General features: G+C 69.5%; 23 protein-coding genes. 10 read left to right on the plus strand and 13 right to left on the minus strand.

Annotated features, from left to right (window positions below; genetic code table 11):
• Window positions 1-17: 17 nt before the first annotated feature.
• The 3 genes from AJAP_RS25670 to AJAP_RS25680 all read right to left on the minus strand — a co-directional run bounded on the left by AJAP_RS25670 (window position 18) and on the right by AJAP_RS25680 (window position 4,084).
• Entirely contained in the window at window positions 18-791 is a 774-nt protein-coding gene (locus AJAP_RS25670; protein ID WP_005164482.1) for an ATP-binding cassette domain-containing protein, read from the minus strand.
• Window positions 792-870: 79 nt separating this feature from the next.
• Window positions 871-2,004 (minus strand): sugar ABC transporter substrate-binding protein, encoded by a 1,134-nt coding sequence (locus AJAP_RS25675; RefSeq protein ID WP_038515848.1) that lies wholly within the window; start codon window positions 2,002-2,004, stop codon window positions 871-873.
• A gap of 325 nt (window positions 2,005-2,329) precedes the next feature.
• Window positions 2,330-4,084 carry a DEAD/DEAH box helicase gene (locus AJAP_RS25680; RefSeq protein WP_038515850.1) on the minus strand — a complete coding sequence of 585 codons (1,755 nt, stop codon included), beginning with the start codon at window positions 4,082-4,084 and terminating at the stop codon, window positions 2,330-2,332.
• 264 nt (window positions 4,085-4,348) lie between these two features.
• Between AJAP_RS25680 and AJAP_RS25685 the strand changes: the two genes are divergently transcribed.
• Window positions 4,349-5,452: a YihY/virulence factor BrkB family protein gene (locus tag AJAP_RS25685; protein ID WP_038515853.1), complete on the plus strand. Its 1,104-nt coding sequence runs from the start codon at window positions 4,349-4,351 to the stop codon at window positions 5,450-5,452.
• A gap of 119 nt (window positions 5,453-5,571) precedes the next feature.
• Window positions 5,572-8,703, plus strand: a complete 3,132-nt coding sequence (locus tag AJAP_RS25690; RefSeq protein ID WP_038515855.1) for an efflux RND transporter permease subunit — start codon at window positions 5,572-5,574, stop codon at window positions 8,701-8,703.
• An 88-nt stretch (window positions 8,704-8,791) separates the two neighbouring features.
• On the opposite strand, the gene AJAP_RS25695 is transcribed toward AJAP_RS25690, so the two are convergent.
• Complete coding sequence (locus AJAP_RS25695) at window positions 8,792-9,628, minus strand: hypothetical protein (RefSeq protein ID WP_038515858.1); 837 nt, start codon at window positions 9,626-9,628, stop codon at window positions 8,792-8,794.
• A 120-nt stretch (window positions 9,629-9,748) separates the two neighbouring features.
• Window positions 9,749-9,991 carry a DUF3039 domain-containing protein gene (locus tag AJAP_RS25700; protein ID WP_007033595.1) on the minus strand — a complete coding sequence of 81 codons (243 nt, stop codon included), beginning with the start codon at window positions 9,989-9,991 and terminating at the stop codon, window positions 9,749-9,751.
• A 58-nt stretch (window positions 9,992-10,049) separates the two neighbouring features.
• On the opposite strand from AJAP_RS25700, the gene AJAP_RS25705 reads away from it, so the two are divergent.
• The 4 genes from AJAP_RS25705 to AJAP_RS25720 are packed head-to-tail and all read left to right on the plus strand — an operon-like array spanning window position 10,050 to window position 13,296.
• The gene (locus AJAP_RS25705; RefSeq protein WP_038515861.1) at window positions 10,050-10,856 is read left to right on the plus strand and encodes a sporulation protein; all 807 of its coding nucleotides are present in this window, start codon (window positions 10,050-10,052) and stop codon (window positions 10,854-10,856) included.
• A complete protein-coding gene (locus AJAP_RS25710) occupies window positions 10,856-11,500 on the plus strand; it encodes an HD domain-containing protein (RefSeq protein ID WP_038515865.1) in 645 nt (214 codons plus the stop codon). Before AJAP_RS25705 ends, AJAP_RS25710 begins: the two co-directional genes overlap by 1 nt.
• Window positions 11,501-11,509: 9 nt before the next feature.
• Window positions 11,510-12,427, plus strand: coding sequence for a pseudouridine-5'-phosphate glycosidase (locus AJAP_RS25715; protein WP_038515867.1), 918 nt, complete (start codon window positions 11,510-11,512; stop codon window positions 12,425-12,427).
• Window positions 12,424-13,296 carry a carbohydrate kinase family protein gene (locus AJAP_RS25720; RefSeq protein ID WP_038515869.1) on the plus strand — a complete coding sequence of 291 codons (873 nt, stop codon included), beginning with the start codon at window positions 12,424-12,426 and terminating at the stop codon, window positions 13,294-13,296. The genes AJAP_RS25715 and AJAP_RS25720 overlap by 4 nt, the downstream gene beginning before the upstream one ends.
• Before the next feature lie 80 nt (window positions 13,297-13,376).
• Here the strand turns inward: AJAP_RS25720 and AJAP_RS25725 are convergent, their stop codons facing one another.
• A complete protein-coding gene (locus AJAP_RS25725; protein WP_038515872.1) occupies window positions 13,377-13,730 on the minus strand; it encodes a DUF3099 domain-containing protein in 354 nt (117 codons plus the stop codon).
• A 17-nt stretch (window positions 13,731-13,747) separates the two neighbouring features.
• Window positions 13,748-15,013, minus strand: a complete 1,266-nt coding sequence (locus tag AJAP_RS25730) for an amidohydrolase (protein ID WP_038515875.1) — start codon at window positions 15,011-15,013, stop codon at window positions 13,748-13,750.
• A 27-nt stretch (window positions 15,014-15,040) separates the two neighbouring features.
• On the opposite strand from AJAP_RS25730, the gene AJAP_RS25735 reads away from it, so the two are divergent.
• The 4 genes from AJAP_RS25735 to AJAP_RS25750 all read left to right on the plus strand — a co-directional run bounded on the left by AJAP_RS25735 (window position 15,041) and on the right by AJAP_RS25750 (window position 20,206).
• Window positions 15,041-16,537: a DUF7782 domain-containing protein gene (locus AJAP_RS25735; RefSeq protein WP_038515877.1), complete on the plus strand. Its 1,497-nt coding sequence runs from the start codon at window positions 15,041-15,043 to the stop codon at window positions 16,535-16,537.
• On the plus strand, window positions 16,537-16,962 hold the full coding sequence (gene dtd, locus AJAP_RS25740; protein ID WP_038515880.1) for a D-aminoacyl-tRNA deacylase: 426 nt from the start codon (window positions 16,537-16,539) through the stop codon (window positions 16,960-16,962). Before AJAP_RS25735 ends, dtd begins: the two co-directional genes overlap by 1 nt.
• Before the next feature lie 247 nt (window positions 16,963-17,209).
• A complete protein-coding gene (locus AJAP_RS25745; protein WP_016332919.1) occupies window positions 17,210-18,241 on the plus strand; it encodes a sigma-70 family RNA polymerase sigma factor in 1,032 nt (343 codons plus the stop codon).
• A gap of 306 nt (window positions 18,242-18,547) precedes the next feature.
• Window positions 18,548-20,206, plus strand: coding sequence for a fumarate hydratase (locus AJAP_RS25750; protein WP_038515883.1), 1,659 nt, complete (start codon window positions 18,548-18,550; stop codon window positions 20,204-20,206).
• Between the two features lie 211 nt (window positions 20,207-20,417).
• On the opposite strand, the gene AJAP_RS25755 is transcribed toward AJAP_RS25750, so the two are convergent.
• From AJAP_RS25755 to AJAP_RS25780, 6 genes are all read right to left on the minus strand, one after another.
• Window positions 20,418-20,825, minus strand: a complete 408-nt coding sequence (locus tag AJAP_RS25755; protein ID WP_038515886.1) for a hypothetical protein — start codon at window positions 20,823-20,825, stop codon at window positions 20,418-20,420.
• Between the two features lie 168 nt (window positions 20,826-20,993).
• Entirely contained in the window at window positions 20,994-21,464 is a 471-nt protein-coding gene (locus AJAP_RS25760) for a hypothetical protein (RefSeq protein WP_038515889.1), read from the minus strand.
• Between the two features lie 36 nt (window positions 21,465-21,500).
• Window positions 21,501-22,298, minus strand: a complete 798-nt coding sequence (locus AJAP_RS25765; RefSeq protein ID WP_038515893.1) for an ABC transporter permease — start codon at window positions 22,296-22,298, stop codon at window positions 21,501-21,503.
• Window positions 22,276-23,133 carry a 2-aminoethylphosphonate ABC transporter permease subunit gene (locus AJAP_RS25770; RefSeq protein WP_038515896.1) on the minus strand — a complete coding sequence of 286 codons (858 nt, stop codon included), beginning with the start codon at window positions 23,131-23,133 and terminating at the stop codon, window positions 22,276-22,278. The genes AJAP_RS25765 and AJAP_RS25770 overlap by 23 nt, the downstream gene beginning before the upstream one ends.
• Entirely contained in the window at window positions 23,130-24,191 is a 1,062-nt protein-coding gene (locus tag AJAP_RS25775) for an ABC transporter ATP-binding protein (RefSeq protein WP_038515898.1), read from the minus strand. Before AJAP_RS25775 ends, AJAP_RS25770 begins: the two co-directional genes overlap by 4 nt.
• Window positions 24,188-25,207, minus strand: coding sequence for a 2-aminoethylphosphonate ABC transporter substrate-binding protein (locus tag AJAP_RS25780; RefSeq protein WP_037343652.1), 1,020 nt, complete (start codon window positions 25,205-25,207; stop codon window positions 24,188-24,190). Before AJAP_RS25780 ends, AJAP_RS25775 begins: the two co-directional genes overlap by 4 nt.
• Window positions 25,208-25,221 lie beyond the last annotated feature (14 nt).

The following is a 25,221-nucleotide window of genomic DNA, read 5'->3' on the forward strand; positions in this document are numbered from 1 at the left end:
TTCTTTCTCGCCTCTGCTCAGAGGACGGCGGCTTCGGGGCGGGCAAGGCCGAGGTCGCCGGAGCGACCGGCGGTGATCAGTTCCACGACCTGGCCGTGGGTGACGTCCTTGGTGTGCACCTCGGCGACGAGACGGCCGAGGTAGAGCACCGCGATCCGGTCGGCGACCTCGAAGACGTCGGCCATGTTGTGGCTGATCAGCACCACACCGAGGCCCTGTTCGGCGAGACGGCGGACGAGGTCGAGCACCTGACGGGTCTGCGCGACACCGAGCGCGGCGGTGGGCTCGTCGAGCAGGACGACCTTCGAGTCCCACAGCACGGATTTCGCGATCGCGACGGTCTGCCGCTGCCCGCCCGAGAGGGCCGAAACGGGCGTGCGGACGGACTTCACGGTGCGGACCGAAAGCGAGGCGAGCGTCTCGCGGGCGGCCTTCTCCATGCTGGCCTCGTCGAGCAGCCATTTGCTACCGCGTTCCCGGCCGAGGAACATGTTCTGCACGATGTCGAGGTTCTCGGCGAGCGCGAGGTCCTGGTAGACGACCTCGATGCCCAGATCGGCGGCGTCGCGCGGGCCGTGGATGTTCACCTGCTTGCCCTGGAACGTCACCGTTCCCGAGTCGTAGCCGTGGATCCCGGCGATCGACTTGACCAAAGTGGACTTACCGGCACCGTTGTCGCCGACCAGCGCGGTGACCTCGCCGGCGCGCACGTTGAAGTCCACGTCGTGGAGCACGTGGACCGGCCCGAAGCTCTTGTTCAGCTGCTTCAGTTCGAGGATGGGTTCACTCATGGGGGTTCTCCCGGCTGGGTACCGGGCCGGTGCGCTCCGTCGGGGGAACGCACCGGCCCGGTCGTCTGGATTTAACGGGTCAGGAGATACCGAGCTGCGTGCACGCCGCGGCCAGGTCGCCGCCGCAGATCTCGGCCGCCTTGACGTAGCCCTGCGTCACGACCTCCTTGACGCCTTCCTTGGTGGTCAGCTTCGGCTCGAGGAGCACGGACTTGACCTCGCGGTTGCCCTTCGGGTCCTTCGCCTTGCCGGTGGCCAGCGCGTCGGCGCCCGCCTTGTCGCCCTTGGCCAGCAGGACGGCGAGCTTCGCCGCGGCCTCGGCCTCTTCCTTGATGGGCTTGAAGACGGTCATGTACTGGTCGCCGCGCAGGATGGCCATGAGGCCGTCCGCGGTGGCGTCCTGGCCGGTGACCGGGACCTTGCCATTGAGGCCGTTCTTCTTCAGCACGGTGATGACCGCGCCGGCGAGACCGTCGTTCGCGGCGACGACGCCGTCGACCTTGCCCTTGTTGTCGGTCAGGATCTGCTCGAAGGTCTGGCCGCCCTTCTGGTTGTCCCAGTTGTCGATGGCCTGCTCGCGCACGAGCTTCAGGTCGCCGCTGGCGAACTTCGGCTGCAGGACGGACTTCTGGCCGTTGGCGAACAGCGTCGCGTTGTTGTCGGTCGGGGCACCCTCGATCATGACGACCTCGGCGCCCTTCTTGTCCTTCAGCGCGTCGGCGAGACCCTGGCCCTGGAGCTGGCCGACCTTCTCGTTGTCGAACGAGACGTAGTAGTCGGAGCTGCCGCCGAGGTTGAGGCGGTCGTAGTCGATCGTCGGGATGCCCGCGGCCTGCGCCTTGCGGGCGACCGCCGCGCCGACCTCGCCGTTGATGGCGGCGATGATCAGGACCTTGACGTTCTGCGCGATCATGCCGTCGGCCAGGGTGGTGAACTTCTGGACGTCGCCCTGGGCGTTCTGGACGTCGGCGTCGAAGCCCGCGTCCTTGAGCGCCTTGGTCAGGAAGGGCTTGTCGAAGGCCTCCCAGCGCGCGGAGGTGGCGGTCTCCGGCAGGATGACGCCGACCTTGCCACCGGCGGCGGCACCGCCGGGGGCGGGCGCGGACTGCGAGGAGTTGCCACTGCCCGAGTCGGCGGTGTTGGCGCCACAGGCGGAAAGCACCAGGCCGGCGCCCACCGTCGCGGCGAGGAGGGTAAGGGTTCTGCTGCGCATCCTCGTTCCTTCTCCGATCTTGCTCGCGGGCGGCGATCCTCGAGGACCGGTCGCACCATCGCGCATATGTTGTGGGCGACAACATATGCCGCCGAACGGGTTTCGCGGAAGACGGCTGAATCGATTAAGCCTCATCAAATGGACACGGTTTGGCAACGTGGCCGTAGCAAGACGTACGAAGTCTAGGTGCGCTGACGGTGTGACCGCCACCACTCACTGAGCGTGATCAGTGCAGTCCGGTTCTCCGCCCCCGAACGCTATGAAAGGTCCTTTCCTTGCAAATTTTGCAAGGAAAGGACCTTTCATAGCGCTTGCCAGGGAGCGGTCACCAAGAACGCAGCGTGACGATCCGCTCTTCCAGCTGCTCCACCGAAGCCATCGCGGTCGGCGGCCCGCCGCAGACCCGGCGCAGTTCGTTGTGGATCGCGCCGTGCGGTTTCCGCGTCCGGTGGTGGTGCACGCCCACCAGCGCGTTCAGCTCCTTGCGCAGCGCGCCGAGCCGTTCGCTGACCGACTGCGGCCGCGCGACCGGCGCCGCCTCCTCGGCCTTGGGCTTGCGCCGCTTCTCGTCGGAGAGCTGCTCCTCCTGCCGCTTCCGCAGCAGGGCGCGGACCTGGTCCGGCTCCAGCAGCCCCGGCAGGCCGAGGTACTCCTGCTCCTCGTCGGAACCGGAGAACACCGCGGTGCCGAACGAGTTGCCGTCGTAGATGACCTGGTCGAGCTCGGCGGAGGCGCCCAGCGAGGTGAACGCCTTCTCCTCCTCGCCCGGTTCGTCCTCGGTGCGGTTGGCCTGGGCCAGGAGTTCGTCGTCCCAGCCCTCCTTCTCGCGGTGGGGCTTGCCGAGGACGTGGTCTCGCTGCGCCTCCAGCTCGCTGGCCAGTTCCAGCAGCACCGGCACGCTCGGCAGGAAGACCGAAGCCGTCTCGCCGGGTTTGCGCGAACGCACGTACCGGCCGATGGCCTGCGCGAAGAACAGCGGGGTCGACGCGCTCGTGGCGTAGACACCGACGGCGAGACGCGGGACGTCGACGCCTTCGGACACCATCCGGACCGCGACGAGCCAGCGGTCGGTCGAGTCGGAGAACTCCTTGATCCGCCCGGACGCCTTGGGGTCGTCGGAGAGGACGACCGTCGGGTTCTGGCCGGAGATGCGCTGCAGGATCTTGGCGTAGGCGCGCGCCGAGTCCTGGTCGGTGGCGATCACCAGACCGCCCGCGTCCGGGATGCCGTTGGCCCGCAGCTGCGCGAGACGCGTGTCCGCGGCCTGCAGCACCGACGGGATCCACTCACCGGCCGGGTCGAGCGCCGTGCGCCAGGCGCGCGCGTTCTGCTCGGCGGTCAGCGGCTCGCCGAGCCGCGCGGTGAACTCCTCCCCCGCGCTGGTGCGCCAGGAGGCCTCACCCGAGTAGGCGAGGAAGACGACCGGCCGGACCACGCCGTCGGCGAGCGCGTCGGCGTAGCCGTAGGCATGGTCGGCCTTGCTGCGCTGGAAACCCGAGCCGTCGGCCTCGTAGCTGACGAACGGGATCGGCGAGTCGTCGCTGCGGAACGGCGTCCCGGTGAGCGCGAGACGGCGGACGGCGGGCGTGAACGCCTCGCGGATCGCGTCGCCCCACGATTTCGCGTCACCGCCGTGGTGGATCTCGTCCAGGATGACCAGGGTCTTGCGGTTCTCGGTGCGCACGCGGTGCAGCGTCGGATGCGCGGCGACCTGCGCGTAGGTGACCGCGACACCTTGGTAGTCACGCGAGGTGACACCGGTGCCGTTGCGGAAGTTCGAGTCGATCGCGATACCGGCGGCCGCGGCCGAGGCCGCCCACTGGTGCTTCAGGTGCTCGGTCGGCGCGACGATGGTGATCCGCTCGACGGTCCGGTCGCTCAGCAGCTCGGCGGCGATCCGGAGACCGAACACCGTCTTGCCCGCGCCCGGCGTCGCCACGGCCAGGAAGTCCTGCGGTTTCTTCGTGAGGTACTTCGTCAGCGCTCGCCGCTGCCAGGCACGCAGCGGGCGGGCCGTGCTGTCCTTCGCGGCGGGAGGCGCGCCCAGCTCGCCTCGATCGCGTTCAACGGTTTCCGACATGCAGGTCCCCCTCCTCCCTCACTCGAAACGCCTGGTCATCCACCCTGACACAAGCGAAAACCCCCACTTGGGTATCCGGCCGCGACGCCGGCGCCTGAGGTGAGGGCACTCCGAAGAGCCTACCTCGGAGCCCCGTGGAACGCGGGAAGCGCCACCCCCGTTGTCGGTTTACTCACCCGAAAACCCAGGGGTGGCGAGCCGAATGGCGCGGCATGGACCATGCTGGACACCGTCAAGGGCGCTCGGCGCCGGCGGAGGAGCTGCATGAGCGAGGAGAACGGCCGTCCCGACACGGCCGCCGAGGTCGCGAAGGGCCGCAGGGGGCCGTTGCGCCTGCTCAGCCGCACGCTCAGCAAGGCGTGGGACGGCAACATCTTCTCCGAGGCCGCCGAAGCCGCGTTCTGGCAGACGTTGTCGCTGCCGCCGCTGCTGCTCGGTCTCCTCGGTTGCCTCGGTTTCGTCGGCGACTGGTTCGGCCAGGAGGTCGTGACCGCGGTCCACGACCGGATCATCACCTTCAGCAAGACGATCTTCAGCGACAACGCCGTCCACGACATCATCGAGCCCACGGTCAACAGCATCCTGTTCGTCGGCAAGGGCGAGATCGTCTCCGTCGGCTTCCTGATCTCCCTGTGGGCCGGTTCGTCGGCGATGTCGTCGTTCGTCGACGCGATCACCGTCGCGCACGACCAGTACGGCGTCCGCAACGACGTCTGGCAGCGGATCTTCGCGCTGCTGCTGTACCTGGCCGGGCTGGTCATCCTGGTGGTCGGGCTGCCGCTGCTGGCGATCGGGCCGGACCTGCTCCCCCAGTTCTTCCCCACCGACTGGCGCGGCACGGTGTCGTACTGGGTCGGCACGCTGTACTACCCGGTGCTGGCCGTGATGATCGTGCTGGCGCTGACGACGCTGTACAAGCTGGCCCTGCCGCGCAGGCTGCCGTGGCACCGCGGGCTGCCGGGCGCGATGCTCGCCATGGTCGTGTTCCTGCTCTCCAGTATCGGGCTGCGGATCTACCTGAACTGGATCACCAAGACCGGCTACACCTACGGCGCGCTCGCCGCGCCGATCGCGTTCCTGTTGCTGATGTTCTTCATCGGGCTCGCGGTGGTCGGCGGCGCGTACTTCAACAGCGCGATCCAGGAACTGTGGCCCGCCAAGGCGACGAAACGCCAGCGCCGGAAATGGCGGCGGCTGGAAATGGAACGCGCCAGCGAACGGATCCGTGCCGAAGAGGGGCGCAAACTGTGGGAACGCACGACCGTCCCGCTCCGCCGTCCCCGCCAGAACGGTGAAGCCGAACCGGAACAATCGGTGAACGAGGAAACGCAGAGCGAAGCCGATCAGGTGTCCGAACGGCAAAGCTGAGGGGCACCTCATCCCGAAGTCGTACTCCGATTCCACCCGTGGTGTGAATCCAGTCCACCCGCCGCCATGAAAAGCTCGCGGTAACCGCCCGTCCCGAGCTATTCCTGGGGGATACCGCCATGTCCACGCTGGCCAGACTGAGCCTGCGCAACCGAAGTCTCATCGGGCTGCTCGCCCTGGTGGTGATCGGCTTCGGCGCCTTCGCCCTGCCGCAGCTGAAGCAGCAACTGTTCCCGTCACTGCAGTTCCCGCAGGCGCAGGTCATCACGCCGTACGCGGGCGCGTCGCCGGACGCGGTCGACCGTCAGGTCACCGAGCCGCTCGAAGGCGGTTTGCAGGGTTTGAAGGGGCTCGAAGAACTGAGCTCGACGTCGTCGGAGGGGCTGTCGCGGATCACCGCGCAGTTCGAGTTCGGCACGGACATCGACGCGGCCGTCGGGCAGATCCAGCGCGTCATCGACGGGCTCAAGGCCCGGCTGCCGCAGAACAGCGAGCCGACGGTTTCGGCGGGGTCCACCGACGATCTCCCGGTCGTCCTGCTCGCCGCCGGGACCACCGGTGACCCGCAGGCGCTCGCGCCCGCGCTGACCGGGGAGGTCGCGCCGGAACTGCGCAAGATCGACGGCGTCCGCGAGGTCGACGTGACCGGTGTGCGGCAGCCGCGGGTCACCATCGCGCTGGACTACGCGAAGCTGGCGGCCGCGGGGGTCGACCCGTCGTCGATCGCCACCACGCTGCAGACCGCCGGTGCCGCCGTCCCGGCCGGGACGCTCACCGAAGGCGACAAGACGCTCACCGTCCAGGTCGGCGGCGGACCGACCACAGTGGACACGATCAAGAACCTGTACCTCACACCTTCGCAGCCTTCCCGTCCCGGGGCGCAGGCTGCCAAGCCGGTGAAGCTCGGTGATGTCGCGGACGTCCAGGCCGGCTTCGCGCCGCCGACGTCGATCACGCGCACCAACGGCAAACCGAGCCTCGGGCTCTCGATCACCATGGTGGAGAACGGGAACGCGGTCGCGATCTCGGAAGCGGTGCGGGACAAGCTGCCCGAGCTGTCGAAGAAGATCGGCGCCGAGATGAGCGTCGTGTTCGACCAGGGCACCCCGGTCAAGGACGCGATCAGCGGCCTGACCACCGAAGGCCTGCTGGGGCTGGCGTTCGCGGTCGTGGTGATCCTGCTGTTCCTGATGTCGGTGCGCTCGACGCTGGTGACGGCGGTGTCGATCCCGCTTTCGGTGGTCGTGGCGCTGCTGGCGTTGTGGACCGGCGACCTTTCGCTCAACCTGCTCACCCTCGGCGCGCTCACCATCGCCATCGGGCGGGTGGTCGACGACTCGATCGTGGTGCTGGAGAACATCAAACGACATCTGGCCTACGGCGAGGAGAAGCAGCGCGCGGTGCTCGACGGCGTGCGCGAGGTCGCGGGTGCCGTGACGTCGTCCACCCTCACCACGGTCGCGGTGTTCCTGCCGATCGCCTTCGTGGGCGGGTTCGTCGGCGAGCTGTTCTCGCCGTTCGCGATCACGGTCACCGTGGCGCTGCTGGCGTCGCTGCTGGTCTCGCTGACGATCGTCCCGGTGCTGGCGTACTGGTTCCTCAAGCCGCCCAAGGCCCCGGCCGACGAACGCGAGGCCGAGCTCACGCGCCAGGCCGCCGAGGACAAGGAACGCCGCGGGCTGCTGCAGCGCGGGTACGTGCCGGTGATCCGGTTCGCGACCCGGCGCCGCGTCACCGTCGTGCTGCTGGCGCTGATCATCTTCGGCGGCACCGTCGGGCTGGCCTCGCAGCTGAACACGAACTTCCTCGACCAGTCCGGCTCGACGACGCTGAGTCTTTCGCAGAAGCTTCCGCCCGGCACCAGCCCCGAGGCCAAGGAGAAGGCCGCGGGCGCGGTGGAGCAGGCGCTCGCCGCCGAACCGGCCGTCGAGACGTATCAGGTCAGTATCGGCGGAGGGAACTTCTTCGGCGGTGGCGGGACGGCGACCAGCATCCAGGTCACCGTCGCCAAGGACACCGATCTCGACGCGCTGTCGGATCGCTTGCGGGGCAAGCTGGACAAGCCGGAACTCGGCGAGGTCAAGATCGGCGCGGAAGCCGGCGGGTTCAACTCCGACCAGATTTCGATCACCGTCACCGCACCGGACGAAGCGGCGCTGAAGCCCGCCGCCGAGCAGGTCCGCCAGGCGCTGTCCGGCGTCCCGGACCTCACCGAAGTGACCAGTGACCTCGCGCAGGGCTCGCCGCGCGTGCAGGTCGAGGTCGACGCCGCCAAGGCCGCCGCGAGCGGGCTTTCAGCGACCACGATCGGCCAGATCGCGAACCAGGCCATCGCCGGCCGCACGGTGACCCAGCTGCCGGTCGACGGTCAGCGCACGGACATCGTGCTGCGCGCGGGCACGGCCCCGGTGTCGGTCGACGCGGTCAAGGCGCTGCCCATCCCGAGCGCGACCGGCGTGGTCCGGCTGGACTCGGTCGCCACCGTGTCCACAGTGGACGGCCCGGCCGCGGTGCACCGCACCTCGGGCGAGCTGAGCACCACGGTCACCGCCAAGAACACCGGCGCCGACCTGGCGGCCACCACGAAGGCCATCCAGTCCAAACTGGACGGACTGACCTTCACCGGCGGCGCGGCGTACAAGCTCGGCGGGGTCAGCGAGGATCAGCAGGAGGCGTTCGGGAACCTGTTCCTCGCGCTGCTGGCCGCGGTCGCGATCGTGTACCTGATCATGGTGGCGACGTTCCGCAGCCTGATCCAGCCGCTGATCCTGCTGGTGTCGATCCCGTTCGCGGCGACCGGCGCGATCGGGCTGCTGCTGGCCACCGGGACCGCGCTGGGCCTGCCCGCGCTGATCGGGATGCTGATGCTCGTCGGCATCGTGGTGACCAACGCGATCGTGCTGATCGACCTGATCAACCAGTACCGGGCTTCGGGGATGAGCGTCGCCGACGCCGTCGTCGAAGGCGGCAGGCGACGGCTGCGGCCGATCCTGATGACCGCGGCGGCGACCATCTTCGCACTGGTCCCGATGGCGCTCGGGCTGACCGGGCAGGGCGGGTTCATCGGGCAGCCGCTGGCGATCGTGGTGATCGGCGGGCTGGTCAGCTCGACCCTGCTGACGCTGATCCTGGTGCCGACGCTGTACACGATGGTCGAGACGCGGAAGGAGAAGCGCCGCGCGAAGAAGGCGTCGCGCCGATCCCCTGCGGCTCCGCATTCGGAGGACCTCACCCCGGAACCCGCCCGGTAACCCGGAACTCGCGTGATCGAAGCCGTGACTCGCGTGATTGGAGCAGGTACGCCTCCAATCACGCGAGTCACGCGTCTGATCACGCGAGTCACGCCTTACGGAACCGCCACGTCTTGCTGTCGAAGGCCACGCACCACGAAGGCGAGAGCACGACGACCCGCAGGGTCCCGTCGGCGGCGACGTCGATGCCCTCGGTCTCGAAGTTCCCGCCGCAGGTGCTCTTCAGGGGCAGTTGCCCCAGCGACGTCACCCGCCCGGTCACGTCCGAACCCGAGAGCGCGCCGGAAAGATCCACCTGCAGCAGCGGCTTCGTGGTCCCGAACAGCGAGCCTTCGGGGTCGTCGGACGAGCACAGCAGCCGGGTCGCGGTGACGAAGTCGCAGCCCTGGATGTCCCGCACCGGCTTGTCGAGCCGGATCGCGGACGAGTACGGCAGGTTCGCCGAGGGGTTCGTGTGCGCGACGCCGGGCATCGGGTGCACGAGGAGGCGGTCCATCGTGCCCCACTCGCCCGCCACCATCCAGCGCGCGTCCGGGGTCACGGCGGCGAACGAGTTGTTGTTCGCCTCCCACGATTCCAGCGTGTGCGTGTAGTTCGCCCACTTCCCGTCGGGCGACTCGACGCGGAAGAGCTTCGCTCCCCGGTCGTCGCGCTGGTACGGCTCGACGTACCAGCCTTGCGCGGAGCCCGGGTCGCCGACGTGGTTCCAGCCCTGGGTCGAGAGGCTCATCGGGACGGTCGCGATCCCGGTGTAGCGGTAGATCGTCCCGGACGGCCGTTCGATGGTGGCCAGGCCCTGGCCCTCGTCGAGCGGGCGGGCGTTGTCCGAACCGACCGTGGTCCAGCCGGTGACGGCTTGGGCGGCGGCGGGTGAGAACACCGCGACCAACGCGGCGATGGCGAGCACGATCCCGGTTCTACGCATGAAGGCTCCGTCCCGGCTGGGTTTCGCTGGCGGGTACTGATTACCAGCGAAGACCGGGACGGGCAGCCGCCATGTGAAGGATTTTCAGATTTTGTCCGGTATCGGACACCGGACGGACACTCAGTCGCCCGGCTTGAGACCGTCGTAGATCTTCTTGCAGTCCGGGCAGACCGGCGAACCGGGCTTCGCCGACTTCGTCACCGGGAAGACCTCGCCGCACAGCGCCACCACGTGCGTGCCCATGACCGCGCTTTCGGCGATCTTGTTCTTGCGCACGTAGTGGAACATCTTCGGCGAATCGTCGTCGGTGCCGTCGGTGCCCTCGGGACGGGTATCCGGCTTCGGAAGGGTCTGTGTACTCACCCCTCCATAATGCCCCAAATCCTCCTGCGCACACCGACGACCTGGCAGGATCTCGCCCATGTTCCAGAAGGTGCTCGCGACGTTCGGCTCGGGCGGGGCGAAGATCGACGCCCGGCTGCTCGACCGCACGGTCTCCCCCGGCCGCCCGTTGCGCGGTGAGGTCCTGCTGCTCGGCGGCGAAGTCGATCAAGAGATCAACGGTCTCTCGGTCAAACTGCTCGCCAGGGTCACGCTCCCGGACGAGCGCCGCCCCGGCGTCGAGGACCTCGAGTTCGGCACCCAGCAGCTCGCGGGCAACGAGCGCATCGGGCCCGGCCAGCAGGTCCGGATCCCGTTCGAGGTGGCCCTGCCGTGGGAGACGCCGATCTCCAGCGTCTTCGGCAAACCGCTGAACGGGATGGCCGTCGGCCTGCAGACCAGCCTCGACATCGCGAACTCCGTCACCGACCCGGTCGACGTCGACGCCGCCGCGATCGAGCCGCTGCCCGCGCAGAAACGGATACTGGACGCCTTCAGCCGGATCGGCTTCGTCTTCCGCGAGGCCGTGCTGGAACGCGGCCGGGTCGACGGCGCGGTCCAGCAGCTCCCGTTCTTCCAGGAGATCCGCTTCACCCCCTCACCGAGGTTCGCGCCCGTCTTCACCTCGGTGGCGGTGACCTTCCTGTCCTCGCCGTCGGAGACGCAGGTCGTGCTGGAGGTGACCAAACGGGTCCGGGTGTCCAAGAGCGGCGGCTTCGGCGGACGCGGCCAGGAGTTCCTCGGCCTGTTCAAGGTCGACCACGCCGCGCTGGAACGGGTCAAGTGGGAGCCGCAGCTCGAAGGCTGGCTGCACGAGGTGGCCAAGGCACGCGGGATCTTCGACTGATGGACTGGCCGACCGCGATCACCCGGCTCGGTGGCGATCACCAGATCGCCGCCGTCGCGTGGAACGACCTCCAGGCCCGCTACGCCGAACCGCACCGGCGCTACCACGATCTCGGGCACGTCACGGCCGTCGCCCGCGACAGCGGAGCCCTTGCCGTCGCCTTCGGTCTCGGCGCCCGCGAACGGGCCCTCGTCGCCATCGCGGCGTGGACGCACGACGTCGTCTACGACGCCCGCCCCGGCGAGGACGAGCAGGCCAGCGCCGCCTGGACCCGCGACGAACTCACCAACGCCGGCGTCCCCGCGGCCGACGTCGAACGTGCCAGCGGGCTGGTCCTCAGCACGATCCACCACACCGCCCCCGACGAAGACCTCCTCGCCACGGCGCTGCTGGACGCCGACCTGGCGATCCTCGGCGCCCCTCCGGAGGACTACGAGCAGTACGCGAACGGTGTCCGGGAGGAGTACTCGATCTACTCCGACGAGGACTGGCGGGCGGGCCGCACGGCCGTGCTCGAAAACCTGCTGGCCAGGCCGCGGCTCTACCGCAGCGACATCGCGCGGGCACGCTGGGAGGGCAAGGCACGCGAGAACCTCTCGAACGAACTGACCCGATGGCGTGACGCGGACCCACATCACCGATGATGTTCGTTCGTGACTCCGCAACTGTCCCTTCACGAAGAGGTCGCCTCCGCCCTCGCCGCCGGTGACCCCGTCGTCGCGCTGGAGAGCACCATCCTCTCCCACGGTCTCCCGCCCGGCCGCAACCTCGACGTCGCCCGGCGGCTGGAGAAGGTCGTGCGCGACGGCGGCGCCGTCCCCGCGACCATCGCCGTCCTCGACGGCGTCCCCCTGATCGGCCTCACCGGCGAGCAGCTGGAACGTGTGTGCGCGCCCGGCGCGGACCTGGACAAGCTCTCCCTGCGCGACATCGGCCCGGCCGTCGGCCTCGGCCGCTCCGGCGCGACCACGGTCGCGAGCACCGCGGCGCTGGCCGCCGCGGCCGGGATCGGCATGTTCGCCACCGGCGGGCTCGGCGGCGTGCACCAGGGCGCGGCGCAGAGCTGGGACGTGTCGGCGGATCTGGGCGTGCTCGCGAAGGTGCCCACCACGGTCGTCTGCTCGGGCGTCAAGTCGGTACTCGACATCGCCGCGACCCTCGAAGTGCTGGAGACCAACTCGGTACCCGTGCTGGGCTACCGCACCGGCGAGTTCCCGGCGTTCTACCTCCGCTCGTCCGGTTTCGAGGTGCCGTGGCGGGTCGACGACGCCGCGCAGGCCGCCGCGGTCATCGCCGCGCACCGGGCGCACGCGTCTTCCGGTGTGCTGCTGGCGAATCCGATCCCGGAAGCGTCCGAAATGGACCGTGAACTGCACGACCGGCTGCTCGCCGAAGGGCTGGAACTCCTCAAGACCCGTGGCGTGCACGGGAAGGACGTCACGCCGGTGCTGCTGGAGCATTTCCACACCGCCAGCGAGGGCGTGAGCCTCGACGCGAACGAGGCCCTGGTGCTGTCCAACGCGGAGCTGGCCACCGAGGTCGCCGTCGCGCTCGCCGGGACCGCGGCATGAGCGGCATCGTCGTCGTCGGCGACGTCGGTCTCGACGTCGTCGCGCGGCACGAAGGCCCCATCCCGCACGGTGGCGACATCCGCGCGAAGGTCCACTTCACCAGCGGCGGCGCGGGGGCGAACACCGCGCTGTGGCTGCGGGCGGAGGACACGGAGACCACGCTGGTCGCCCGGATCGGGGACGACTCCGGCGGCCGCATGGTGAAGAGCGAACTGGAGGCGGCGGGCGTCCGCTGCGAGTTCGCGGTGGACCCCGAGGAACCGACGTTCTGCGTCGTCGTGCTCGTCGACGGCGCGGGTGAGCGGAGCATGCTCGCCGACCGCGCGGCCAACGCGAAGTTCAGCCCGGAGGACGTCACCGAGGCGGCCCTGGCCGGGGCGAGTCACCTGCACCTCTCGGGCTACGTCCTGCTGTACCCGTCGTCACGGCCCGCGGCGCTCGCCTCGCTGGCGGCGGCGAAGAAGGCCGGGCTGACGACGTCGGTCGACCCGCAGGCGGCGACGCTGATCACCGATCCCGCGGCCTTCCTCGACGACGTGCGCGGCGTGGACCTGCTGATGCCGAACACCAGCGAGCTGGTCGCGCTGACCGGGTCGAGTGACCCCGAGGCGGCGAAGGAACTGCTGGACTACGTCGGCGAGGTCGTGGTCACCGCCGGGCTCGACGGCGCCAGCTGGGTGGACGCGAGCGGCACCATCACCTCGGTACCCGCGCAGCCGGCGGAGTGCGTCGACTCGACCGGCGCCGGGGACGCCTTCGACGCCGGTGTGCTGGCGGCGTGGCTGCGCGGCGAGTCCACGGTGGAGGTGCTTCGGGCCGGGACGCGGCTGGGGGCCCAGGCGGTCGCGAAGGTCGGGCCGCAGCCGTAGCCCCTCATCGAGCGCTATGAAAGGTCCTTTCCTGGCAAATTTTGCCAGGAAAGGACCTTTCATAGCACGCGCGAAACGAGTCAGCCGCCGTCGATGACGCGGTGACCGGAGCTTTCGATCCGCGTCGGCTCCGACTGGTACCGGTTGACCTTCTCGCTCTTGCGCGGCGGACGGTCGTTGGCCACCAGGACGGCGATCCACGGCAGCGGGATCGAGATCGCGATCAGCGCCAGCGCGAGCCACCAGGTCTGGTAGAAGATCCCGGCGAGGATCAGGCACGGGATGCGGAACGACATCATGATGATGTACTTCCGCTTCCGCTTGGCCAGCTGGTCTTCGTAGGACGGGGCGGCTTCGGTGATCAGCACCGGAGCGGGTTCCCTCGGTTCGGGACCGTGGGCGGGCGCGTTCACAGCACCACCTCCGGCTTCCATGCTCCCACTCGCCGGGCTCATCCGACACCCGGGTGGGTGAGCCGGTGCAAAGCCGCGACCACGAGCGTCTCGACGCCGGCCGAAAGCGTCGGATGCGGGATCGGCGCGAAGAGCGGCGAGTGGTTCGACGGGATGTCCTGTTCGAAGCGCCCGGCGGTCATCGCGGCGATCACCTTGCCCTCGTCCAGGCCGCCGACCAGCCAGAACACCGACGGCACCCCGGCGGCGCGGCCGAATTCGCTGAAGTCCTCGCTGCCGGTGACCAGCGGCGCGGGCATCACCCGGCCTTCGCCGAAGTGGTCGCGGAAGGCGGCGGTGAGGCCCTCGGTGGCCGCGTCGTCGTTCTCGGTGACCGGGAACGCGCCGATCCGCTCGATCTCCGGCGGTTTCGGCGCGCCCGCGGTGGCCGCCTCGCCCTGGACGATCCGTTCGACCGCCGCGACGACCTTCTCCCGCACCGCCTGGTCGAACGACCGGATGTTGACCTCGAGGACGGCGTGGTCGGCGATGATGTTGTGCGCGGTGCCGACGTGCAGCGACCCCACGGTCACCACCGCCGATTCGGTCGCCGAGATCTCCCGCGACACGATGGTCTGCAGTTTGAGCACCACGGACGCGGCGAGCACGGCGGGATCCACCGTGGTCTCGGGGCGCGAGCCGTGCCCGCCCCGGCCGTGCAGGGTGATGCGGAGCGCGTCGGTGGCCGCCATGATCACGCCCGGCCTGGTCAGCACCCAGCCCGCCGGGCCGGGGACGACATGCTGGCCGAGCACCACGTCGGGCTTGCCGGCGGGGGCGAAGACGCCGTCGCGGACCATGCCGGCGGCGCCGTCCCCGGCCTCCTCCCCCGGCTGGAAGACGACCATCAGCGTGCCGGACCAGTGCTCGCGTCCGGCCGCGAGCAGCGACGCGGCGCCGGAGAGCCAAGTGGCGTGCATGTCGTGACCGCAGGCGTGCATCACCGGCACGTCGCGGCCGTCGGCGTCGACCCCGCGCGCGGTGCTCGCGTACGGCAGGCCGGTCTTCTCCTCGACCGGCAACGCGTCGATGTCGGCGCGCAACATCACCTTGGGGCCGGGGCCGTTGCGCAGCACGCCCAGGACGCCGGTGCGCCCGATACCGGTGTGCACCTCGTAACCGTCGGCCTCCAGGCGCCGCGCCAGTTCGGCGGCGGTGCGGGTTTCGGCGAACGACAGCTCCGGATGCCGGTGGAGGTCGATGTACAGGTCTTCCAGTCCGGGCAGCGCCGCCTGCAGCGGTGCCAGGACACTTTCGAGGCTCACGACCTCATCCTGGCAGTATTACCCACCGTGAGCACACGAGCGGCCCTCCCCGACCTGTCCGACGACGTTTGCGCGAGGCTCCGCGACGCCTTCCGCCGGACGGGTTACGACACCGACGGCGTGGTCGAAGCCCTCGGCTCCGCGCACGGCGCCCTCGGACGCGGCGAACCCGAACTCGCCTACCGCGCGACGCGCGACGCGGGTGAACTCGGCACGCTGATCCGGCTGTTCCTCCTCGGCTCGACCGAACCGGAGAAGGACGTCGAGGCCGCGTTCGCGCCGCTTTCCCTCGATGACGCGGTCGCCGCCACTCTGCTCGTGCCCGTGGCCGACGGCTACCGCGCCGGTCTCGACGTCCGCCCGCACGGCGACGACGAAGGCTCGTGGTGGGTCGTCGCCGACCTCGACGCCGACATCCTGGGCCGCACCGTGCCCGAAGACCACGTGCTCGGCGTCGGGCACGCCTCCCTCAGCCTGATCCGGGCCACGAGCCGCCGCGAGGTCGGCAGCCTGCTCGACGTCGGCACGGGCAACGGCGTCCAGGCGCTGCACGCCACCCGGCACGCGAAGAAGGTCACCGCGACCGACGTCTCGGCCCGTGCGCTGGCGCTCGCCGCGGCCACGTTCCGGCTCAACGAACTGGACGTCGAACTCGTCCGGGGCGAATGGTTCGCGCCGGTCGCGCGGCGCCGGTTCGACCAGATCGTCTGCAATCCCCCGTTCGTGGTGGGCCCGCCGCGCGTCGACTACACCTACCGCGACTCCGGTCTCGCCGGTGACGACGCCAGCGCGCTCGTGGTGCGGCAGCTGCCCGGGTTCCTCAACGACGGCGGCACCGGCCAGCTCCTGGCGTCCTGGCTGCACGTGAAGGGCGAGGACTGGGGCGATCGGGTGACCCGCTGGCTGCCCGCCGAGACCGACGCGTGGTTCGTCCAGCGGGACATCGCCGATCCGGGCCTCTACGTCGGCACGTGGCTGCGTGACGCGGGCATCGACCCCCGCTCCCCCGAAGGCCGCGCGAAATCGAGCGCGTGGCTCGACTGGTTCGCCGAGAACGACGTCCAGGGCATCGGTTTCGGCTTCGTCACCCTCCGCCGGGCGGACGGCGCGACCCCGACGATCGTGTGCGAGGACCTGCGCCAGGCCTACGACGACCCGCTGGGCGCCGAGGCCGCGAACTGGCTGGACCGGGTGGAATGGCTTCGCACCAACGGGGATTCGCTCCTCGATGTCCGGTTCCGGGTCCCGGAGACCGTTCTTCTGGAGAGCGTCGCCGAGCCGGGTGAAGAGGGCTGGGCCACGACCGTCCAGCGGCTGCATCGCACCGATGGTCCCGGTTGGTCGCACGAAGTGGACGAGCTCGCGACACGGCTGCTTGCCGGCTGCCAGGGCGCTTTGCCGCTGGAGGATCTGATCGTGCTCCTGGCGGCCGCTCAGGGCCTGGAACCGGAGGAACTGGCCGAGGCCGCGCTCCCCGTCGTCCGGGAACTGGTCCGGCACGGCATGCTGCTGCCCGCCGTCTGATGCGGGCGGTGGTGGCGAGGGTCACGGAAGCGAGCGTGACCGTCGGAGACGAGGTGACCGGCGCCATCGACGAGCCGGGTTTGCTGGTGCTGCTGGGGATCCACGTCGACGACGACGTGTCCAAGGTGCCGACGATGGCCCGCAAACTGCACGAAGCTCGCATACTTCGCGACGAGGAGTCGTGCGCCACCACCGGCGCACCCCTCCTCGTCGTAAGCCAGTTCACCCTTTACGGCGACACCCGCAAAGGCCGCCGTCCCTCCTGGACCGCGGCCGCCCGGCCCGAGGCCGCCGAACCGCTCGTGACGGCCGTCGTCGACGCGTTGCGCGAACGCGGGGCCCGGGTCGAAACCGGCCGGTTCGGGGCCATGATGGCGGTCCGGAGCGTGAACGACGGTCCGTTCACCCTCCTCATAGAGGTCTAGACCACGTTTCTCTCTCCCTGGCACGGGCATTCTCAGGAAAAGCTCAGGGTTGGTCGAGCAACGCCCCAGGTCAGCCGCCCGTCTCCTCTGTAGCGGCCGGGAACGTTTTCGGACCTCCCGGCGTTGAGCCAAGTGTCCAGCCAAGCTGGGCCGACGAGGAGTAGCGGGTTTTCCACAGGGCCTGTTACGCCGAGGCGGATCCGGCGGACACATCGCAGCACGTTCAGCCCGTGACCGGGGAGGCAGAATGTCAGTCCAGACTCTCGAACGCGAAGCGCGCGGGATTCGCGAGCGCCGTATCCCGGCGCAATCCACCCAGGAGCCGGTGAGCACGGGGGCGCTCACCGACGCCGACCTCGACGCCCAGAGCCCGGCCGCGGACCTCGTTCGCGTGTACCTCAACGGAATCGGCAAGACGGCGCTGCTGTCCGCCGCCGACGAGGTCGAGCTGGCCAAGCGCATCGAAGCCGGCGTGTTCGCCCAGCACATGCTGGACACCGCCGAGGGGCTCACGCCGAAGCGGCGTTCGGAGATGTCCGCCCTCGTGCGTGACGGCCACAGCGCGAAGAACCACCTGCTGGAGGCCAACCTCCGTCTCGTGGTCTCGCTCGCGAAGCGCTACACCGGCCGGGGGATGCCACTGCTCGACCTGATCCAGGAGGGGAACCTGGGTCTGATCCGCGCGGTGGAGAAGTTCGACTACTCCAAGGGGTTCAAGTTCTCGACGTACGCCACCTGGTGGATCCGCCAGGCCATCACCAGGGGGATGGCCGACCAGGGACGCACCATCCGGCTGCCGGTCCACCTGGTGGAACAGGTGAACAAGCTGGCCCGCATCAAGCGCGACCTGCACCAGCAGCTCGGCCGGGACGCCACCCACGAGGAGCTGGCCGCCGAATCGGGTATCCCGGCGCACAAGATCTCCGACCTGCTCGACCACTCGCGTGACCCGGTGAGCCTCGACATGCCGGTCGGCACCGAGGAGGACGCCCCGCTCGGTGACTTCATCGAGGACTCCGAGGCGACCGACGCCGAGAGCGCCGTGATCTCCGGTCTGCTCCAGGACGACCTGCGCCGCGTGCTCGCGACGCTGGACGACCGCGAGTCCCAGGTGATCCGCCTGCGCTACGGCCTCGACGACGGCCAGCCGCGCACGCTCGACCAGATCGGCAAGCACTTCGGGCTTTCCCGTGAGCGCGTTCGGCAGATCGAGCGAGAGGTCATGTCGAAGCTGCGTCAGGGTGAGCGGGCGGACCGCCTGCGCGCCTACGCTTCGTAGTGGCACAGAGCCTTTCGGCGCGGAAAAAGCAACACCCGTTCGGCAGCGTTGACTTATGACCTGCGTCACGAGACCGTCGAGCAGGTAAAAAGTCTTCGCGGTCGGGTGTTCGCGCCCGGATCGCTTTCCCCGGGAGGTCGGGTCCGTCGGGGTGGGCCCGGCCTCCCGAACTATTTGTGGGGCGCGGCGACAAAATGCAGGGCGGGAATTGCATTCTCGCGCCTTCGCATCGGACGTGCCGCCGGTCACGTGGGGCCCGCCTAGTACCGTGAGCGGGTTCCCGATGCCGGCAAAGGAGCCCGCGCAGTGGCGCCCACCACGTTCCAGCACACCGAAGTCCTTCCGCTCGCCAAGGACACCCGCACCGAGTACCGGCTGATCGGCACCGAAGGTGTCGAGGTCGTCGAAGCCGCGGGCCGGAAGTTCCTCAAGGTCGAGCCCGAGGCGCTGACCAAGCTCGCCAAGACCGCGATCACCGATATCCAGCACCTGTTGCGCTCGTCACACCTGGCGCAGCTGCGGGCGATCGTCGACGATCCCGAGGCCAGCGGCAACGACCGGTTCGTCGCGATGGACCTGCTGCGCAACGCGGCGATCTCCGCCGGCGGCGTCCTGCCGATGTGCCAGGACACCGGCACCGCGATCGTGATCGGCAAACGCGGCGAAGGCGTGCTCACCGGCGCCGACGACGAGCGCGCGCTCTCGCGCGGTATTTTCGACGCCTATCAGGAGTTGAATCTGCGCTATTCGCAGATGGCGCCGGTGAATTTCTGGGATGAGCGCAATACGGGCACCAACTTGCCCGCGCAGATCGAGCTCTATCACAAAGACGGTCAAGGCGACCCGAGCTATGAATTCCTGTTCATGGCCAAGGGCGGCGGCAGCGCGAACAAGACGTTCCTCTATCAGGAAACGAAAGCCGTCCTGAACCCGAAGCGCCTCGCGAAGTTCCTCGACGAGAAGCTGCGCAGCCTCGGCACCGCGGCCTGCCCGCCGTACCACCTCGCGATCGTCGTCGGCGGCACGTCGGCGGAGTTCAACCTGAAGGTCGCGAAGCTGGCCTCCGCCCGTTATCTCGACGACCTGCCCACCGAGGGTTCCGAGCTGGGTCACGGCTTCCGCGACGTCGACCTCGAACAGCAGGTGCTGGAGATGACGCGGCAGTTCGGCATCGGCGCGCAGTTCGGCGGCAAATACTTCTGCCACGACGTCCGCGTGATCCGCCTGCCGCGCCACGGCGCGTCCTGCCCGGTCGGCGTCGCCGTGTCGTGCTCGGCCGACCGCCAGGCGAAGGCGAAGATCACCGCCGACGGCGTGTTCCTGGAGCAGCTGGAGCGCGACCCGGCGCAGTTCCTGCCGGACGTCACCGAGGACGACCTGTCCGACGAGGTGGTGACCGTCGACCTGAACCGGCCGATGGCCGAGATCCGCGCCCAGCTCTCGCAGCTGCCGGTGAAGACCCGCCTGTCGCTGACCGGTCCGCTCGTCGTCGCCCGCGACATCGCGCACGCGAAGATCGCCGAGCGGCTCGACGCGGGTGAAGAGATGCCTCAGTACCTTCGCGACCACCCCGTGTACTACGCGGGCCCGGCGAAGACGCCCGAGGGCTACGCGTCGGGTTCCTTCGGGCCGACCACCGCGGGCCGCATGGACTCCTACGTCGAGCAGTTCCAGGCCGCGGGCGGTTCGCTGGTGATGCTGGCGAAGGGCAACCGGTCCAAGAAGGTGACCGCCGCGTGCAACGAACACGGCGGGTTCTACCTCGGCTCGATCGGCGGCCCGGCCGCGCGGCTCGCGCAGGACTGCATCAAGAAGGTCGACGTGCTCGAGTACGCCGAGCTGGGGATGGAAGCGGTCTGGAAGATCGAGGTCGAGGACTTCCCCGCGTTCATCGTCATCGACGACAAGGGCAACGACTTCTTCGAGGCCACGTCGGAACCGGTGCTGCAGATCAGCTTCCGGTAGTCCACGATCCTGTCCGTGAAGGCCTCCTTCCCTCGGCTGAGCCGAGGGAACTCGACCTTCGCACCATGTCGCAGTACATGAAGGCCCCCTTCCTTGCGCTAGACGCAGTGAAGGGGGCCTTCATGTACGTTCGTCAGGTGCAGGACGCTATGAAAGGTCCTTTCCTTGCAAAATTTGCAAGGAAAGGACCTTTCATAGCGCGCGTTGGGGGTCAGCGCATCTGCTTCAGGACCACGGTCCGTTCCCCCAGCGGCGCCGAAAGCGCCACCGAGATCACCGGATGCCGGATGTCCATCGTGCACATCTGGCCGGTCTGGCCCTTGAGTTCGGTCAGGTTGACGGTGACCCTGGTCCCGTCCTGCTGCGCGGCCTCCGCCGTCGCGTGCCCGCAGCCGCCTTCCTGGCCGCGGATGTTCAGGATCGTCCCGCCGTTGCTGGTGTACACCTCACGCGGATAGTCCGCGGGCAGGGCCGACGCGTCGAGCTGCTTGTCCGGCAGCTTGGTGCTGCCTTCGGGCACCTCCTGGCGCGGCGCGCCGGGCACACCCGGCTGGCTTCCCGGCTTGCTGGTCGGCGCGGGAACCGACGACGAAGGCGGCGCGGTCGGGGACGGCGGCACGGTACTCAGGGTGCCGCTCCCGGGTCCGGCCGCGGGTTCCGCCGCCTGGTTCTGCGCCCCGCAGGCGGATACCGCAACGACGATCAGGCCAAGGCCGATGGCATTCGTTAAGTACCTCATGTGACTGGGACGGAACGAAGCCGCCATCGGGTTGCATCCCGAACCCGGTCAAACGATGACCTTCCGGGTGCCGAGCGGCTGAGCGAGTTTCACCGGCAGGACGGCGTAGCGGATCACCTGCGGGCACATCTGCCCCGGCTTCGCGTGGTCGATGGTCACGGTGACCACGACCCTTTGCGCGTTCTCCTCGGCGAGGTTCGCCCTCGCCTCGTCGCAGCCGCTCAGTTCGATGTGCACGGCCAGGCCGTCGTTCTCGGCGCTGACCTGTACGGGCAGTTGGGTCTCGACCTGGGACGGCGGCAGCATCTTGTCCGAGGGCGGCGGGCCGACGGTCGGCCGGGACATCGGCGGTTTCGCGACCGGCGGGCTCGCCGGGAGCGAGGTGGGCAGATCCGAAGGTGTGGTGACGACCGGAGGGGTGCTCGTGTTCGCCGGAGCTCCGGGGCCGCCCGCGCCGCAGGCCGCCGTCGTCGCGGCGAGCACGATCACCGCACCCAGCGTCTTCGCTGCGTTCATCATGGTGTCGAGACGGAACGAAGCGGACGAATGGTTGCATCACCGCTGTGCCGCGCGGCCGCGCGCCAGCCCGAGGACCACCACCCCGGCCAGCGTGACGGCCAGCAGCAGCACGGTGCTCGCCGACGCGAGGAAGACCTGGCCCCGGTCGGTGAGCGCGAAGATGCTCGCGGGCAGCGTCCGCCAGTCCGGTGGGTACAGCATCATCGTCGCGCCCAGTTCGCCCATCGACATCGCCAGCGCGAGGCTCGCCGACGCCGAGATCGACGGCAGCAGCACCGGCAGCCGCACCCGCAGCAGCACCCGGACCGGGGACGCGCCGAGGCTCGCCGCCGCCTGTGCCAGCAGCGGATCCATCCGCGCGATCGCGGCCGAGACCGTGCTGTAGGAGAACGGGAGCAGGATCATCGCGTGCCCCAGCAGCACGATCCAGCGCGTGCCGTTGAAGGCGAGCGGCGGACGGCTGAACGCGACGAGCAGCGCCAGCCCCAGTACCACCGACGGCACCGCGATCGGCAGGTGGAACAGGGTGTCGACGGCCTTGCGCAGCTTCGGCGGCGCCGACCGCGACGCGAGCGCGGCCCACGTGCCGAGCAGTACCGACACCAGCGACGCGATGACACCCGTCTGGATGCTCACCGCGAGACTCGCGAACGTCTCCCCCGACAGCGCCCGCGCGAAATGCGAGCCGGTGAGCGCGCCCGGCAGAAGTCCCGTCCAGTTGCCGGCGACCGACGCCAGCACGATCATCAGCAGCGGTGCCAGCACGATCGCGGTGAACAGCACCGCGAACACCACCCACAGCAGGACTCGGCTACGCCTGGTCCACAGCAGCACGGCCGCCTCCCTTCGTCAGTCGCCGGTAGGTTCCGTACAGGGCCAGGGAGAACACGACGTTGACCACCGCGATGACACAGGCCTGCGGGAAGTCGAACGTGACGATCCCCTTGCCGTAGACCAGCATCGGCAGCGTCGTGACGTCCTTGGCGCCGAGGAACAGCACGATGCCGAACTCGTTCATCGCCAGCAGCATGGTCAGGCAGGCTCCCGAAGCCAGTGACGGCAAGGCCTCCGGCAGGATCACCTGGCGCAGCACGCGGCCGGGTTTCGCGCCGAGGCTGGCCGCGACCTCCATCTGCGCCGACGACACCTGGCCGAACGCGGCGAGCGCAGGCCGCATCACGAACGGCGTGTAGAAGGTGATCTCCGCCAGCAGGATCCCGAACGGCGAGTACAGGAACCCGCCCGCGCCCAGGATGCCGGCGCTGCCGTAGATGAAGGTGAACGCGAGCGCGATGAGGAAGGACGGGAACGCGAGCACGGTGTCCACCAGCCGCGAGAGCGTCCGCGCGCCGGGGAACGGCACGAACGCGATCACCAGCGCGAGGAACGTTCCCAGCACCACACAGCCCGCGGTGGCACCGAGCGCGAGCGCGACGGTCTTCCAGGCGGCGTCCCGGAATTCCGCCGAGCCCAGGACGTCCAGCCACACCGAAAGCCCGAACTCGCCCGTCTTCGATTCCAGCGACTGCAGGACGACCAGCACCAGCGGGTAGCCGAAGAAGCCGAGCAGGACGAGCACCGGCGGCAGCAGGAGCCAACCGCGACCGGGTCGTTTCTCCTGTCGCCGCGCCGGTGCCGCCGCCGTGGTGGCGAGCGCGAGGCCGGTCATCCGACGCCCACCAGCGGGCAACCGTCCGGAATGGACACTCCGACGCGCTGCCCCACGTTCGGAAGGCCGTCGATGTCCGGCACCTCGGCGCGGACCTCGTTCCCGTCGTGTGCGAATTCGAGGTCCAGCCGGAAACCCGTGCCACGCCACTGGACACCGCGCAGGACCGCGGGCAGCGCGCCGGGGGCGTCCGCCGCGGTGATCCCGACCCGGTGCGGCCGGACGCCGAGCGCGACCGGCTGGCCCGCCCGGAAGGTCCCGGACGGATCGGCCGCCAGTTCGCGGTCGCCGAGGCGGACCCTGGTGCCGTCGGCCTGGATCAGCTCGACCGGGATGAGGTTGGACGCGCCGAGGAAGCTCGCGGTGAACTCCGTCGATGGCCGCTGGTACAGCTCACGGCTCGGGCCGAGTTCGACGAGCTTCGAGTCGCGCATGACGGCGATCCGGTCGGCCAGCGCCAGCGCCTCGCCCTGGTCGTGGGTGACGTAGATCAGCGTGGTGTCGGGCAGTTCGGCCCGCAGCCGCAGCAGTTCCGCGACCATGTCCTCGCGCAGGGCGGCGTCCAAAGCGGACAGTGGTTCGTCGAGCAGCAGCACCCGCGGCCGGATCGCCAACGCCCGCGCCAGCGCGACGCGCTGCTGCTGGCCGCCCGAAAGCTCACGGGGGTAACGGCGGGCGTACTTGCCCATCCCGACCAGTTCCAATGCCTCGGCGACCCGGCCCGCCGTCTCGGCACGGGGCGTTTTCCGTGCCTTGAGGCCGAAAGCGACGTTGGCCTCGACCCGCATATGCGGGAACAGCGCGTAACTCTGCACGACCACGCCGAGACCGCGCCGGTGTGGCGGCAGCGCGGTGACGTCCTCGCCGTCGAGCAGGACCCGGCCGGTGCTCGGCACGACGAAGCCCGCGAGTGCCTTCAGGGCCGTCGACTTGCCGGAACCGGATGGCCCGAGCATCGCCAGCGTCTCCCCTCTCGCCACGGTGAGGTCCAGTGGCGAGAGGGCGGTCGTCCGGCCGAAGCGGACCGACACGCCGCGGAATTCGACCGCCGGGGTCATCGGCCCACGGCCTTCTTGTACGCGGCGAGGTCGGCGTCGAGCTTCGCGAGGACGGCGTCCCAATCCGGCTGCCAGATCTCGACTCCGGCGAGGGCCGCCTTCACCTTGTCCGCGCGCGGGCCGGACGGCGTGACGTCGGTCCGCGACGGGGCACCGAAGGCGTCGACGGCCTTGCCCTGCACCTCGGGCGAGAGCAGGAAGTCCAGGAACTTCTTGGCGTTCTCGGCGTGCGGCGCGTTGTTCACCAGACCGGCGTAGTACGGGAGGGCGAAGGTGGAACGCTTGCCCTGCGCGTCGGCCGGGAAGAAGACCTCGAAACCGCCGCTCTTCTCGATCTCGGCGAGGTTCATCTGGACGTCGCCGTTGGCCACCAGGATCTCGGCCTTGGCCACCTTCGGCTGGAGCTTGCCGGTGGAGGACGACGGGCCGACGTTGTTGGCTTCGAGCTTGGCGAGGTAGTCGAGCGCGCCCTGATCACCGAGGACGTGCTGCAGCTGCAGCAGGACCGCGGTGCCATCGCCCGCTTCGCCGGGCGTCGAGTACTGGAGCTTGCCCTTGAGCGACGGGGACAGGAGGTCGTCCCAGGTCTTGGGCGAGGCCTGCGGGTTGCGGATGAAGCTGAGGTAGTTGTTCATGAGGGCGAAGTAGCGGCCCTGGCCGTCCTTCTGCCCGGCGGGCACCTGGTCGATCCCGGCGGGCGCCGTGGCGGCGAGCAGGCCCTGCGACGCGGCCCGCTGGATGAACGGCGGCAGCGTGACCAGGATGTCCGCCTGGGTGTTGGCCTTCTCCTTCTCCACCCGCGAGGCGACCTCGCCGGATCCGGCGGTGACCGCCTGGACGGTGATCCCGGTCTTGGCCTTGAACTCCTCGATGCGCTGGGCGTACCAGTCCTCCAGACCGTCCACTGTGTACAGCGTGACGGTCTGGTCGCCGGACGCGCCACCGGCGGTCCCGCCGCAGGCGCCCAGGGTGAGGGCGAGCAGACCGGCGAGGGCGGTGGCCGCGAGTTTCTTCATGTCGTCAAAGCTCC

Source organism: Amycolatopsis japonica (assembly GCF_000732925.1).
Taxonomy (GTDB): Bacteria; Actinomycetota; Actinomycetes; order Mycobacteriales; family Pseudonocardiaceae; genus Amycolatopsis; species Amycolatopsis japonica.